Source organism: Aeromonas sp. 600724, assembly GCF_049175135.1.
Taxonomy (GTDB): Bacteria; Pseudomonadota; Gammaproteobacteria; order Enterobacterales; family Aeromonadaceae; genus Aeromonas; species Aeromonas veronii_A.
On the sequence record NZ_JAAKUM010000008.1, the window covers coordinates 174,378 to 187,478 of the forward strand.

Genomic DNA, 13,101 nt, shown 5'->3' on the forward strand with positions numbered 1-13,101 from the left:
AGCAAATAGAATGCAAATACAAAAGGAGGCGGTATGATTTTCGACCTGCAACGATATTCAACTCACGATGGCCCCGGCATTCGCACCCTGGTGTTTCTCAAGGGGTGCTCGCTGGCCTGTCGCTGGTGTCAAAACCCGGAAAGCCGCTCTCCCAAGCCGGACATACTACTCGACCGGCGCCAGTGCATCGAGGGATGCCAGCTCTGCAGCCAGGCTTGTCCGGCAATCTTGCGTGACAGCGAGGGCATCCAGCTCAGCCGTTCTGCCCTCAAGGCCGATGATATGGAACGGCTGCGCGGCCTCTGCCCAAGCGAAGCGCTGCAGGTGTGCGGCCGCGATGAAACCCTGGATACCCTGATGGACACCATCTTGCGGGATCGCCCCTTCTTCGAGCGCAGCGGCGGTGGCGTCACCCTCTCAGGTGGCGAACCGTTTATGCAGCCCGAATTTGCTGCCAACCTGCTGGCCCGCTGCAAGGCCGAAGGGCTGCACACCGCGGTCGAGAGCTGCCTGCATGTGCCCTGGCACCAGATTGAGCAAAGCCTTCCCTCACTGGATCTGCTGCTGGCGGACCTCAAACACGTGGATAAAGAACGTTTCTTCCACTGGACCCGCGGCAAGGTGGAGTTGCCCATCGCGAACCTCAAGCGCCTCGCCGAGCGCGGCGTGCCGATGCAGATCCGGGTGCCACTCATTCCCGGCTTCAATGCCGACCACGCATCGATCGAAGCCATCACCGACACCGCTGCCAGCCTCGGCACGGTGCAGGAGATCCACTTCCTCCCCTACCACACGCTGGGGATGGGCAAATATGCCCTGCTGGATCTGCCCTATCAGGCGCCTGAGACACCGTTTGACGACCCCGATTTACTCCACTTTGCCCACGCATACGCCCAACGTCAGGGGCTGACCCCTGTGACCAGAGGATAAGATCATGACCCAGCTCGACCTCAATACCCTGAGCCCGCGGATCCGCGCCCACAAAGAGAGCCTGATCCACATCGTTCAGCCGCCGGTCTGTACCGAGCGGGCCCGCCACTATACCGAGGCCTATCAGACTCATCTCGCCCGGCCGCTGCCGGTGCGCCGCGCCCTGGCTCTGGCCCATCACCTCAAGGAACGCACCATCTGGATCAAGCACGACGAGCTGATCGTCGGCAATCAGGCCAGTCAGGTACGGGCGGCGCCGCTCTTTCCCGAATACACGGTGAGCTGGATTGAGAAGGAGGTCGACGAGCTGGCAGATCGCCCCGGCGCCGGTTTTGCAGTCAGCGAAACCGACAAGGCGATCATCCACGCCCTCACCCCCTTCTGGCGCGGCCAGACGGTGCAGGATCGCTGCTTCGGCCTCTTTACCGACGAGCAGAAAGCGCTGCTGGAGAGCGGCATCATCAAGGCCGAGGGCAACATGACCTCGGGGGATGCCCACCTCGCGGTCAACTATGAGGAGCTGCTCACGCTGGGGCTCGATGGCTTCAAGGCCAAGGTGGCCGAGCGCCGCAGTCGGCTGGATTTGGCGGATTGGGCCGATCTGCAGCGCGAGCAGTTCCTGCACGCCGTCGCCATCACTCTGGATGCGGTCAGCGCTCACATCTCGCGCTACGCCGCACTTGCCCATGATATGGCAGCACAAGAATCTCGCCCCGAGCGCCGAAACGAGCTTGAGACCATCGCGCTCAACTGCGCCCACATCGCCCACCAGCCCCCCGAGACCTTCTGGCAGGCGCTGCAGCTCTGCTACTTTATCCAGCTCATCCTGCAGATCGAATCCAACGGTCACTCGGTGTCGTTTGGCCGGATGGATCAGTACCTCTACCCCTGGTATCGCCGCGAGGTGGAATTGTCGGAATCCCTGCCTCGGACGCGCGCCATCGAGCTGCTGCAAGGGTGCTGGCTCAAGTTGCTGGAGGTGAACAAGATCCGCTCCGGCACCCACTCCAAGGCATCCGCCGGCAGCCCGCTCTATCAGAACGTCACCATCGGCGGCCAGAACTGGCGGGATGGTGCAGCCCATGACGCGGTCAATGGCCTCTCCTACGCGATTCTGGAGTCCTGTGGCCAGCTGCGCTCCACCCAGCCCAACCTCTCGGTGCGCTACCACGCCGGGATGAGCGAGGATTTCCTCGACGCCTGCATTCAAGTGATCCGCTGCGGCTTTGGCATGCCCGCCTTCAACAACGACGAGGTGGTGATCCCCGAGTTCATCAAGCTCGGGGTGAGCGTGGAGGATGCCCACCACTACGCCGCCATCGGCTGCATCGAGACCGCCGTGCCCGGCAAGTGGGGCTACCGCTGCACCGGCATGAGCTTTATCAACTTCGCCCGCATCCTGCTGGCCTCCCTTGATGGTGGCCGCGATGCCACCACCGGCAAGGTCTTCCTGCCCCAATCCCAGTCGCTGCGGGAAGGGACCTTTGGCAACTTTGACGAGGTGATGGCCCGTTGGGATGAGCAGGTGCGCTACTTCACCCGCAAATCCATCGAGATCGACTGCGTGGTCGACAGCGTGCTGGAGGCTCAAGCCCATGACATCCTCTGCAGCACGTTGGTGGATGACTGCATCGAACGCGGCAAGACCATCAAGGAGGGGGGCGCCGTCTATGACTGGGTCTCAGGTCTGCAGGTGGGGATCGCCAACCTTGGTAACAGCCTGGCTGCCCTAAAGAAACTGGTGTTCGAACAGGGGATAGTGGATCAGCAAGAGCTGGCCGAAGCACTCGAGCAAGATTTTTCAGGACTGGCGGGGGAGCAGCTGCGCCAGCGCCTCACCAATGCCGCCCCCAAATATGGCAACGATCTGGATGAGGTAGACATGCTGCTGGTAAAGGCTTACCAGAGCTACATCGACGAGCTCAAGGGGCTGCACAACACCCGCTTCGGCCGCGGCCCCATCGGCGGTACCTACTATGCGGGCACCTCCTCCATCTCCGCCAACGTGCCGTTCGGTGCCGCCACCATGGCCACCCCGGATGGCCGCCACGCCCGCACGCCGCTGGCGGAAGGGGCCAGCCCCTCGTCGGGTTCGGATCGTCTCGGCCCGACGGCGGTGTTCAACTCCATCGGCAAGCTGCCCACGGCGGCCATCCTCGGCGGGGTGCTGCTCAACCAGAAGCTGAGTCCGGCGAGCCTTGAGAACGAGCGGGACAAGGCCAAGCTGATGAGCCTGCTGCGCACCTTCTTCGAGGTGCACAAGGGGTGGCACGTGCAGTACAACATCGTCTCGCGGGAAACCCTGCTGGCAGCCAAGGCCAATCCGGATCAATACCGGGATCTGGTGGTACGGGTGGCGGGCTATTCAGCCTTCTTCACCGCCTTATCCCCGGATGCGCAAGATGATATCATCGCCCGCACCGAGCACAGTCTCTGACGGGGCGCTCCCCATGGCGCCTGTGACGTCATATGATTGGCAAGCCACCCTCGGGTGGCTTGCCGCTATCCACCACCTTGCATGCGAGCGCACCATGAATCCACGCCACCAACTGATCCTCACTCTGGTCCATCAGGCTCGCAAGATGAGCGTGAGTGAACTCTCCCGACACACAGGTGTGTCTGAGGTGACGGTGCGCAACGACCTCACCGCGCTGGAGAAACAGGGACTGCTCAGACGGGTACACGGCTCGGCCATGGCGCTGGAGACCGATGACCCCGATGCCCGGATGAACATCAACTACCTGCTCAAGGAGCGCCTCGCCGAGCGGGCCGCCCAGCTGGTGGAAGATGGCGAAACGGTCTTTATCGAAGGGGGCAGTGCCAACGCCATGCTGGCGCGCCATCTGGCCCTGCACAAACGGGTCACCATCATCACCATCAGCAGCTATATCGCCCATCTGCTCAAAGATACCCCGGCTCAGGTGGTGCTGCTCGGCGGGCTGTTCCAGCATCAGAGCGAGAGCGTGGTGGGGCCGCTCACGCGCCTCTGCATCGAGCAGGTGCACTTCTCCAAGGCCTTTATCGGGGTCGACGGTTTTCATCCCGAGATGGGCTTTACCGGCCGCGACATGATGCGGGCCGACGTGGTCAACAGCGTGCTGGCCAAGGGGATGACCAATGTGGTGATCACCGACAGCAGCAAATTTGGCGCCATCCACCCGAGCCAGCTTGGCGCGCCGGGCCAGATCAAGGTGCTGGTTACCGACGATGCCCTGCCCGCCCCCATGCGGGCCACCCTGGCCGCACGCGGCATCACAGTGCACTGCGTCTCTGCCTGAATCGCACCTGGCCCCCGTTGCCGGGTTGCTCCCCCGCCGGTCGGCTTGACGGCGCCCACCCTGGCGGGGGTATGCTCGTCCTCTTTTGGCCTCTCATGGCAGAGGCCACAGACCGAAGGACACCGCATGCACACCAAAGACAAGTTTCTGGCCGCTCTGGTCATCCTCTGCTGGGGGCTTAACTTCGTGGCCATCAAGTGGGGGCTGGAGGGGATCCCCCCACTGCTGCTGGGTGCGCTGCGCTTTATCGGCGTGGTCTTCCCCGCCATCTTGCTGGTACCCAAACCCGCCATGCCCTGGCGCTGGCTGCTGGCCTATGGCGGCGCCATCAGCCTCGGTCAATTCGCATTTTTGTTCAGTGCCATGAAATTCGGCATGCCCGCAGGTATGGCCTCGCTGGTGCTGCAATCCCAGGTGGTGTTCACCCTGCTTTTTGCAATGATCTGGCTGGGGGAGCGCTGGCAATCCCACCACTGGGTGGCGCTGCCCTTGGCGGGATTCGGCCTCTATCTCATCGCCACTCACGGTGAAGGCAACCTGACCTTGCTCGGGTTTATCCTGACGCTGTGTGCCGCCGCCTGTTGGGGCCTTGGCAACGTCATCAATCGCCAGATTGGTCTGCGCTACCAGACCACGCTGCCGAGCCTGATCGCCTGGGGCGGTCTGGTGCCCATCCTGCCATTTTTCGCCCTCTCCTGGCTGTTCGAAGGGCCGGAGCTGATGGCCAGCAGCCTGCGCGACTTCAGCTGGCAGGGATTGCTGTGCGTGCTCTATCTCTCGTATGTCGCGACCTGGCTGGGTTACGGCCTGTGGGGACGACTGCTGATGCGCTATCCGGTGGCGCAGGTGGCACCGCTCTCCCTGCTGATCCCCTGTGTCGGCATGGTCACGGCAGCGCTGCTGCTCGATGAACATCCAACACCCTTGCAGTGGCTGGGCTCAGCTCTGGTGCTGCTCGGCTTTGTGGTCCATCTGCTGGGTAGCCGACTGCGCTGGTTCAAACCACAGAGAGCGACATGATGAGCGCCTGCCCATTTACGCTATTTCATTGACCTGACAGGATAAAATTTTCATGATGAGCCAGTCCCCATCGGGACTGACATCACCAGTGTGTGATCTGCAGGAAGCAGACTTCAGGAGAGCAAGGACATGCCATCGACCATCACCGCCGGGGGGCGCCGCCTCCCCCCTATCATTCGCGCCACCGCCATCACCCTGACCCTGTGCTGGAGCCCGTTTGGCTGGAGTGCCACACTGCCCGCTGACTTGAAGTGGGAGAGCAACAACCAGGACCCTCTCTATGCCGATCCGGCCGCCAAACGCGGCGGCACCTTTCGCACCTTTATGACCAGCTTCCCCCTGACCCTGCGCAAATATGGCCCCGACTCCAACGGCGGCTTTGCCGGTTACGTGCGGGAAACCAACCTGCCACTGCTGAGCACTCATCCCGTCACCGGCAACCCCATGCCGATGCTGGCAAACGAGTGGGCCTTCGGCGCCGACAACAAGACCCTCTATTTTCGCATCAATCCCAAGGCACGCTGGTCAGATGGCCAACCGGTCACCGCCGATGACTGGCTCTTTACCCTCAAGATGATGCGCAGCAAGGAGATCAACGACCCCTGGTACAACAACTACTACAGCACCCAGATAGCAGACATAACCAAGTTTGATGATCACACCCTGGCCATCACCAGCGGCACCGAAAAGAGCCGCCAGGATCTGCTCGAATCGCTGCCCATCAGCCCGGAGCCGAGCCACGCCATCAAGCTCACCGCCAACTGGGTCAAGGAGTACAACTGGAAGGTGTTGCCGGTCACCGGTCCCTATCAGATCGATCAGGTGAAAAAGGGCAAATCGGTCACCTTCAAGCGGATTGAAAACTGGTGGGGGGATGACGAGCGCTACTTCCAGCATCGCTTCAATCCTGCGCGGATCGAGATCAAGGTGCTCAGGGATCTGAACATCGCCTGGCAGCACTTCCTGCGCGGCGATCTCGACAGCTTCCCGCTGGTGATCCCCAACTGGTGGCACGACAAGACCAACACCGCCGAGTTCGAGAAGGGGTATATCGAGCGGCGCTGGTTCTACAACCAGACCCCGCAACCGCCGATGGGGCTCTATCTCAACACCGCCGATCCGCTGCTGCGCAATCTCGATGTTCGCCTCGGCATCCAGCATGCCCTCAATTTCGACAGAATGCTCGCTACCCTACTGCGGGGGGATTACCAACGCCTCAACAGCTATGGCTCAGGTCAGGGTGAATTTACCAACAGCGAGATCAAGGCCCGTCCGTTCGATCCCCAACTGGCACGGGAATACTTTGCCAAGGCAGGCTTTAACAAAGTGGGGCCGCAGGGGATTTTGCAAAACGACAAGGGGCAGTCACTGACCCTCGCCATCACCTACACCACCGCAGAGCACGCCCAGCGGCTCACACTGCTGCGGGAAGAGGCCAAAAAGGCGGGGCTTAATCTGGAGCTCAACCTGATGGATGCATCGGCCGGTTTCAAATCGATGCTGGAGAAAAAGCACCAGAGCGCCTTGATGGCCTGGGCGGGTAGCCGCTATCCCGCCTATTGGGAGTTCTTCCACAAGGTCAACGCCAACAAGCCCCAGACCAACAACATCATGAACATCGATGACGACGCCATCACAGCCTTGGTGGAGCAGTATGACAAGGAGTTCGACTTTGCCAAAAAAGCGGCCCTGTCACGGCAGATCCAGCAGCGGCTCTATGAGCTGGCCAGCTTCGTGCCTGCGTATCAGGTGCCCTACACCCGGGAAGGGGCATGGCGCTGGATCAAACTGCCAAAAGTACCAGCAACGCCCAAGAGCGAGCAGCTCTATTGGCCACTCGGTGGCGACAACAGCGGTTACAGCTATGGCGGTCTGCTGTGGATTGATGAAGAGCTAAAATCCGAGACCAGGGCAGCCATCAAGAGTGGCAAGACTTTCCCGGCCGAGCCCATCATCGACACCACCTATCGCCAGCCCTGATAGCCACAACTCGTTTGGCAAACAGACCTAAAACAAAGACCCCGCCAGATAGCGGGGTCTTTGTTGGCAACCGGTGTTGCGAATAGCTCGGTGATCAGCCGCGTTTGGCCTGCTTCTCGGCAATGGCGTCAGCCACGTCAGCCGGCTCCAGTACGATGCCTTCCTGATCCGGGGTCGGGAACACGGCAACACACAGCTCGTCCTGCTCCATGCCGTCAATCCACCGCTCCAGCCACACCTTGAGGGTGATGGACTGTGGTTTGCAATCGGCCCACTCGCCTTCGGCCCACGCCTTGGCGTACTCCGGGTGCGGCCATACCGGGATGCAATCTTCATCATCGGTGGTCAGCATCATGACGCCATGCTCGTCAGTGAGGACGAACAGCTCTTCATGCTCGACCAGCTTGCTGATGAAGTGATCGTAACGGTAGTCAGCGTTCAGTTGCAGCGCGGCATTGCGCTCGGTGTCGCTCAGTTCATAGCTCATTGGCCAAGTCTCTCTCTCGATAAAGGGCGCCATGTTCACATCTTGTGGTCAGCTTGTCCAGCTTGCCGCCTCCTGACTCCCGTCGGGGAAACAGCAACGCTCATAAGGATAGAGCAGGGCGGCGAATAAAACGTCTCACCCACCTTCCAGACCTGATTAAAAGGTCGGGGTGATCAGCTCTACATCAGGTTGCTCGCTCAACTTCTGTCGCAGCCAGTAGGCAGACTCTACTTCGACGAAACAGAGTTGATCCCGACCGTCAGCCGCACTTTTCATCAACTGCTCAAATCGCTGCTGTTGTTGTTGCTCCCAGAGAGCGGCAAGCTTTTCGCCATGGGCCTCATCCACCACTTCGCGACGAAGTTCGAACAAATTATCTGTGATCGGGCTGTTGATCTTGCCCGCGCTATGCCAGTACATCTGCAAGTTGTCCATCATCTCGGTGTCGTAGTTGGCCAGCGCATCCAGCTCCGCAGTCGCCCCTTCCTGACCAGATATAAAATCGCACCAACCGGCATCGAGATTTGCCAGCTCGCGGGCGCGAGCCCCTTTAGCATGTTTGCGAAGATGGGTAATGTCGCCCCCCTTGCGGGCAGGTAGCCACACCTCTCCCTCATGGCCCTCCAACAAGGAGGTCAGCAAGGAGACTGGGTAAACAGGGAAAGTGGCGGTGTGTGAATGCAGCAGGGATACCAGCGTGATCTTGACCATGAGCAATACCTTGGACTGGGCGAACAGCCGCCAATGGACCGTCCGATATAAAGAATTCCCCTATCCTACCACGTTTGGCCCGGCTCGGCCCTTGGCGAAGCTGTCAGCCAACCATCTGATTACGCCGAAAAAAACAGCATTTGAAACGCAGCATCCAGCCAAAGATCAATAATTTGAGCCAGCCCCCACTAAAGTGGATCCGGGGATGCTAGTTTGCATACATCTTTAGCGTAAGGAGTAAATCCATGATTGGGATCGACCAGGTTTCTAACGAATTCGTGAACGATTTGAAAATACTGGCATGCTTTGATCCGGCCAACATGAGCTTGGGGATTAAATTACGCAGCGATATGTCTGAAGAGTTGTGCCAGGCGGCAGCCCGTCTGCATCAACAGGGGCTCATCAGCGCAGAAGATGGCGGCTATCTCACCCCGTTTGGCATGACCATGGTTGAACACCTGCAACATCTACTGGTCGCACTCAAACCACTTTGATCGGCTGTGGTGCCCAAAGTGAAAAGTTGAGTAGCTCCCAGCGCTCCCCTTGGTGAAGATGACAGGCAAACAGCAAAGGACCTTCGGGTCCTTTTACTTTACCATCCACCAGCCACTCCCCCTCCCTTTCAGGGACCAGTCGCGCATTCACCTCATCAGGTTGCTGTGCGGCACCCATCCGGATCTGGACAAATTGCTGGCAGATCACCTGCGCTTCCATCGCGGATTGAACCGGTACCGGCGTATCTGAAGTCGGAGTCAAGGTGGCAGCAAGCAAGAGCGATAGCAGCATGATTCAGCACATGGGAGTCAGTAGCAGAAGCCAGATAAACAAAAAGCCGTGGCACCAGAGGTACCACGGCTTTCTTAAATTCTGTAAGAATTACAGAGCGGTTACGTTCTCAGCCTGCGGGCCTTTCTGACCTTGGGTCACAGAGAACTGTACGCGCTGACCTTCAGCCAGGGTACGGAAACCGTTACCTTGAATGGCGCTGAAGTGAACGAAAACGTCCGGGCCGTTTTCTTGCTGGATGAAGCCAAAACCTTTGGTTTCGTTGAAAAACTTAACGGTACCGGTGATCATGTTAGACATATCTTTTAAACCTGTATTCAAAATAATTACTTATGCTTTTCAGCGGGTAAAGCTCAAAAAACGGGATTAACTTATGAACAACAGGACAAGATGTGAAACATCGTATTCATTGACATAACTATCGCCCTTTCAAGCTGGTTTGGATTATACGTGGCTTTGTAGATTACGCAAACAAATTTGTGCCCTGCCAACGGCAGGGCACAAACTGTTATAAGGTCGCTGCTTCCAACGCTTCGACCAGCGCTTTGAGAAAACGAGCCGCCTCCCCGCCAGTACAGGCTCTGTGGTCAAATGTCATCGACAGCGGCAATGCTCTGACGGGACGCGCTTCACCATGGATGAACACCACTTTTTCGAACAGTTTGCCTGCCCCTATGATGGCCACCTGCGGCGGCGTCACGATGGGGCTGGCATAGCGGCCTGCGATGGCGCCGAAGTTGGTGAGCGTAATGGTCGCCCCCTGCAACATCTCGCGCGGCACGGCGCGCGCCTTCACATCGGCGATCATCCGATCCAGCCCCTGCCGGATATCCGCCCCCTCCCGCTCGGCCACGTTCTCCATCACCGGCACATAAAGGCCATGCTTTGAATCCACCGCGATGGCCACATTGACCTCTTTGAACAGCCGCCGTGACAGGGTGTCGCCATCAAACCAGGCATTCATCGAGGGCTCGGCGCGGCACGCCACGCCAATGGCCTTGATAAGGCGCACCGTCACATCCTCATCAGGCCGCCAGTGACGCAAATCCACCTCATCGGTGATGCTGACCGGCACCACAGTCTGATGAGAGAGCTCCATCGCCTTGGCCATGGCACGCCGTGACCCTTTGAGGAATTCGTTGCCACTGCTCTGCTGTGACTCGAATGCCTGCTGCACATCCAGCTCGGTCACCATGCCGCCGCTGCCACTTCCCTTGAGCCGGTCGATATCCAGACCCAGTTTTTGTGCCAGCAGTCGCACCGCTGGCATGGCTTGCACCAGCGCTCCCCCCGGGGCAATGGCCCCCACCACGAAGTGATCCTCGATATGCTGCTGATGGGCGCTCACCTTGCCCACCACAGTGCCATCATCTTCGCCCCCCTCGAACTCCACCAGCGGCGCACCGATATGGAGGATATCCCCCTCGGCGCCGCAGAGACGGGCAATCACCCCGGCTACCGGAGAGGGTACATCCACCAGCGCCTTGGCCGTTTCCACCGACAAGAGCACCTGATCGACCGCAACGGTATCACCGGCACTCACCTTCCATTCGACGATCTCGGCTTCGGCCAACCCTTCACCCAGATCCGGTAATTTGAAAAATTTCATAGCCACTGGTTCTCCATCAGCTGGTGAGCCGCATCGGCGATATCCTGCTCGGTGATGAGGTAATACGCTTCGTTGCGATAGTAGGGAACAGCTGCATCCACCCCGGTCAACCGTTTGGGTGGCGCCTTGAGGCTGGGAAGTGTCTGCTCGGTCACCCGCGCCACGATTTCGGCCCCGACCCCGAAGCTGCCGCACGCCTCGTGTACCACCAGTAAACGGCCGGTCTTGCGTACCGAGGTGAGGATGGTCTCCATATCCAGCGGCTTGATGGTGGCCAGATCCAGCACCTCGCACTGGATATCCTGCTCGGCCAGCAGGTTCGCCGCCCGCATCACCTCCTGAATGCAGGCCCCCCAGGCCACTACCGTGATATCCCGGCCCGGGCGCAGGGTGAAACAGACATCCAGCGGCAAGCCGACACCGTCATCCACCACCTCGGATTTCATCGAGCGATAGATGCGGTCAGGTTCAAAAAACATCACGGGATCCGGATCGCGGATGGCGGAGAGCAGCAGGCCATAAGCACGTCTCGGGCTGGAGGGGATCACCACCCGTAGCCCCGGAATATGGGCAAACAGCGCCTCGACACTCTCGCTGTGGTGTTCTGGCGAGTGAATGCCCGCGCCATACGGGGAGCGATAGACAAGGGGACAGGAGAGGCGGCCACGGGTGCGGTTTCGCATCCGCGCCGCCTGACAGATGATCTGCTCCATCCCAGGGAAGATGAAACCCTGAAACTGGAACTCAGCCACCGGCTTGAGCCCCTGGGTCGCCATGCCGACCGCCACCCCGGCGATTAATCCCTCGGCCAGCGGCGTGTCGATCACCCGCTTGAAACCGAACTTGTCGCGCAGGCCCACGGTGGCGCGAAACACCCCGCCGTTGACCCCCACATCCTCGCCGAGCACCACCACATCCGGGTCGTGCTCCATCTCGTAGTGAAGGGCCATGTTGACCGCTTCCAGCAAACTGATCTCACTCATGGCCAACCTCCTGCTTCATCCCCTTGGCAATCACTCGCTCGCGCTGGGGCACGAGTTCGGCGGGCAGGCTGGCGTAGTGATAATCGAGCATCGCCTCCGGCGGCTGGGGCGCCATCGCCTCATAACGGGCGACCGCCTGCTCTACCTCTCGGGTAGCCTCCGCCAGCAGGCTCTGCTCCTGCTCCTCATCCCACCACCCTTTGCTATGCATAAACTGGCGTAGCCGCTTGACCGGCTCTTTCGCCCAGGCGGCCTCGACCTCGGCCCCATCGCGATAGCGAGTGGCATCGTCGGCCGTGGTGTGATCGCCGAGGCGATAACTGACCGCTTCTATCAGGGTCGGCCCCTTGCCGCTGCGGGCCCGCTCGACGGCACTGCGCGCGGCATCGTAAACCGCCACCACATCGTTGCCATCCACCTGCAGGCTGCGCACCCCGGCACCAATCCCCTTTTGGGCCAGCGTAGGAGCGCTCGATTGCAGCTTGCGCGGCACCGAGATGGCCCACTGGTTGTTGTTGACGATGATGACCATCGGCAAGTGCCAAACACCGGCGCAGTTCAGCCCCTCCAGAAAATCCCCCTTGGAGGTGCCGCCGTCGCCGATAGTGACTACGGCAACCCGCGGTTGATTACGCAGTTTGAAAGCCGAGGCAATACCGCAGGCGTGGGTGATCTGGGTGGCGATGGGGACGCAGATGGGGAGATCTTCAGAGGGAGTCCCATCGGGTTTGAGAAAATAGCTGCCCCGCTCGTCACCACCCCAATATTGCAAGTTCTTCTCCATCGGCACGCCACGCACATAGAGGGTGGGCATGTCCCGATAGTAGGGGACGTAGACATCCTGCGGCTGCATGGCCAGACCAATGCCAATCCCCACGGCTTCTGCGCCGAGATGGGAGGGAAAAGTACCGAGTTTGCCGGTTCGTTGCAGCGCTATCGCTTTTTTGTCATAGCTGCGCACCATCACCATATTGCGGTAGAAGGTGTGCAGTATCGCCTTGTCCAGCCAGGTCGGTAAGGTGGCGACCGGGCACCCTTCCGCATCGAGGTAACGAAGGAAAGGGATGTCGACATGGGTCATAACTGGCTCCTTGCCGTTGTAGACGTCACCGATGCTGGTGACACCTAGATGTAAATACCTTGTTAAATAAAAAGCAAAGGGATTTACTCAGGTAAGACCAGTAGAAACTTCTTTAAAGTAACGAAGGAGCTGAATTTTCGGCGATGAGTGGCAAGGTATGCCGTAAATGGTGCAACTTTGCAGTTCTGAATGCAGGATGCCAAATGTGAAAAAGGGGAGCCTTGCTCCCCCTTCTG

14 protein-coding genes are annotated in these 13,101 nt (G+C 59.6%); 7 read left to right on the forward strand and 7 right to left on the reverse strand.

The genetic code is table 11. The features are described from left to right. Window positions 1-33 precede the first annotated feature (33 nt). From G5168_RS09815 to G5168_RS09835, 5 genes are all read left to right on the forward strand, one after another. On the forward strand, window positions 34-930 hold the full coding sequence (locus tag G5168_RS09815; protein ID WP_216954122.1) for a glycyl-radical enzyme activating protein: 897 nt from the start codon (window positions 34-36) through the stop codon (window positions 928-930). A gap of 4 nt (window positions 931-934) precedes the next feature. After that, entirely contained in the window at window positions 935-3,367 is a 2,433-nt protein-coding gene (locus G5168_RS09820; RefSeq protein ID WP_227340847.1) for a formate C-acetyltransferase/glycerol dehydratase family glycyl radical enzyme, read from the forward strand. 94 nt (window positions 3,368-3,461) lie between these two features. Then, window positions 3,462-4,208 carry a DNA-binding transcriptional regulator YciT gene (locus tag G5168_RS09825; protein ID WP_005344496.1) on the forward strand — a complete coding sequence of 249 codons (747 nt, stop codon included), beginning with the start codon at window positions 3,462-3,464 and terminating at the stop codon, window positions 4,206-4,208. 126 nt (window positions 4,209-4,334) lie between these two features. Beyond that, complete coding sequence (locus tag G5168_RS09830; RefSeq protein WP_216954125.1) at window positions 4,335-5,228, forward strand: EamA family transporter; 894 nt, start codon at window positions 4,335-4,337, stop codon at window positions 5,226-5,228. A gap of 129 nt (window positions 5,229-5,357) precedes the next feature. Further along, complete coding sequence (locus tag G5168_RS09835; protein WP_227340848.1) at window positions 5,358-7,208, forward strand: extracellular solute-binding protein; 1,851 nt, start codon at window positions 5,358-5,360, stop codon at window positions 7,206-7,208. A 94-nt stretch (window positions 7,209-7,302) separates the two neighbouring features. On the opposite strand, the gene G5168_RS09840 is transcribed toward G5168_RS09835, so the two are convergent. Both G5168_RS09840 and G5168_RS09845 read right to left on the reverse strand, forming a co-directional pair. Then, window positions 7,303-7,695, reverse strand: a complete 393-nt coding sequence (locus G5168_RS09840; protein ID WP_227340849.1) for a DUF2750 domain-containing protein — start codon at window positions 7,693-7,695, stop codon at window positions 7,303-7,305. Window positions 7,696-7,851: 156 nt separating this feature from the next. Beyond that, on the reverse strand, window positions 7,852-8,406 hold the full coding sequence (locus tag G5168_RS09845; protein WP_227340850.1) for a hypothetical protein: 555 nt from the start codon (window positions 8,404-8,406) through the stop codon (window positions 7,852-7,854). Between G5168_RS09845 and G5168_RS09850 the strand changes: the two genes are divergently transcribed. Continuing rightward, on the forward strand, window positions 8,405-8,578 hold the full coding sequence (locus G5168_RS09850; RefSeq protein WP_227340851.1) for a hypothetical protein: 174 nt from the start codon (window positions 8,405-8,407) through the stop codon (window positions 8,576-8,578). The genes G5168_RS09845 and G5168_RS09850 overlap by 2 nt on opposite strands. A gap of 73 nt (window positions 8,579-8,651) precedes the next feature. Next, the gene (locus G5168_RS09855; RefSeq protein WP_005334209.1) at window positions 8,652-8,900 is read left to right on the forward strand and encodes a TIGR02647 family protein; all 249 of its coding nucleotides are present in this window, start codon (window positions 8,652-8,654) and stop codon (window positions 8,898-8,900) included. On the opposite strand, the gene G5168_RS09860 is transcribed toward G5168_RS09855, so the two are convergent. The 5 genes from G5168_RS09860 to pdhA form a co-directional block, all read right to left on the reverse strand. Then, on the reverse strand, window positions 8,887-9,192 hold the full coding sequence (locus G5168_RS09860; protein ID WP_227340852.1) for a hypothetical protein: 306 nt from the start codon (window positions 9,190-9,192) through the stop codon (window positions 8,887-8,889). The genes G5168_RS09855 and G5168_RS09860 overlap by 14 nt on opposite strands. Window positions 9,193-9,282: 90 nt before the next feature. Continuing rightward, window positions 9,283-9,492 (reverse strand): cold-shock protein, encoded by a 210-nt coding sequence (locus tag G5168_RS09865; RefSeq protein ID WP_005302803.1) that lies wholly within the window; start codon window positions 9,490-9,492, stop codon window positions 9,283-9,285. A 208-nt stretch (window positions 9,493-9,700) separates the two neighbouring features. Beyond that, the gene (locus G5168_RS09870) at window positions 9,701-10,801 is read right to left on the reverse strand and encodes a dihydrolipoamide acetyltransferase family protein (protein WP_227340853.1); all 1,101 of its coding nucleotides are present in this window, start codon (window positions 10,799-10,801) and stop codon (window positions 9,701-9,703) included. Further along, complete coding sequence (locus tag G5168_RS09875; RefSeq protein ID WP_227340854.1) at window positions 10,798-11,784, reverse strand: alpha-ketoacid dehydrogenase subunit beta; 987 nt, start codon at window positions 11,782-11,784, stop codon at window positions 10,798-10,800. Before G5168_RS09875 ends, G5168_RS09870 begins: the two co-directional genes overlap by 4 nt. Beyond that, the gene (pdhA, locus tag G5168_RS09880; protein WP_041209832.1) at window positions 11,777-12,865 is read right to left on the reverse strand and encodes a pyruvate dehydrogenase (acetyl-transferring) E1 component subunit alpha; all 1,089 of its coding nucleotides are present in this window, start codon (window positions 12,863-12,865) and stop codon (window positions 11,777-11,779) included. Before pdhA ends, G5168_RS09875 begins: the two co-directional genes overlap by 8 nt. Between the last annotated feature and the right edge of the window lie 236 nt (window positions 12,866-13,101).